At 42.7% G+C, this 281-nt stretch carries 1 pseudogene; it reads right to left on the bottom strand.

Annotated elements, in window-relative coordinates:
- A pseudogene (locus ACJ5GX_RS05960) lies at nt 1-143 on the bottom strand (metallopeptidase TldD-related protein); the annotation flags it as partial.
- Nucleotides 144-281 lie beyond the last annotated feature (138 nt).

The following is a 281-nucleotide window of genomic DNA, read 5'->3' as shown; positions in this document are numbered from 1 at the left end:
TTTCTCAAAAAAGAGCTATTATTTACAATATTGCTACCATTTATGGCAGAAGCAAAGCTCTTTACTAGCTCTTTTGCTGCTCTTTTTTCAAAAACAACCGGAAATTTGCCTGTCCTGATTGTACATGAACCCAATTGATCGATCCTATTATTTTAACCCCGGGGCTATTAAAATCTACACCTGACTGTATGGTGGGGAGCAGGAGCTCACCCGGAGAAGTTTTGTGGTTGTCCAAACAACCAGCTCAATCGCGCCCCGGTTTGGCTAACGAGTTGTTCTGG

The organism is Wolbachia endosymbiont of Tuta absoluta, from assembly GCF_059414725.1.
The sequence above is the reverse complement of the archived record's forward strand: the minus strand, read 5'-3'. Positions and strand labels throughout refer to the sequence as shown.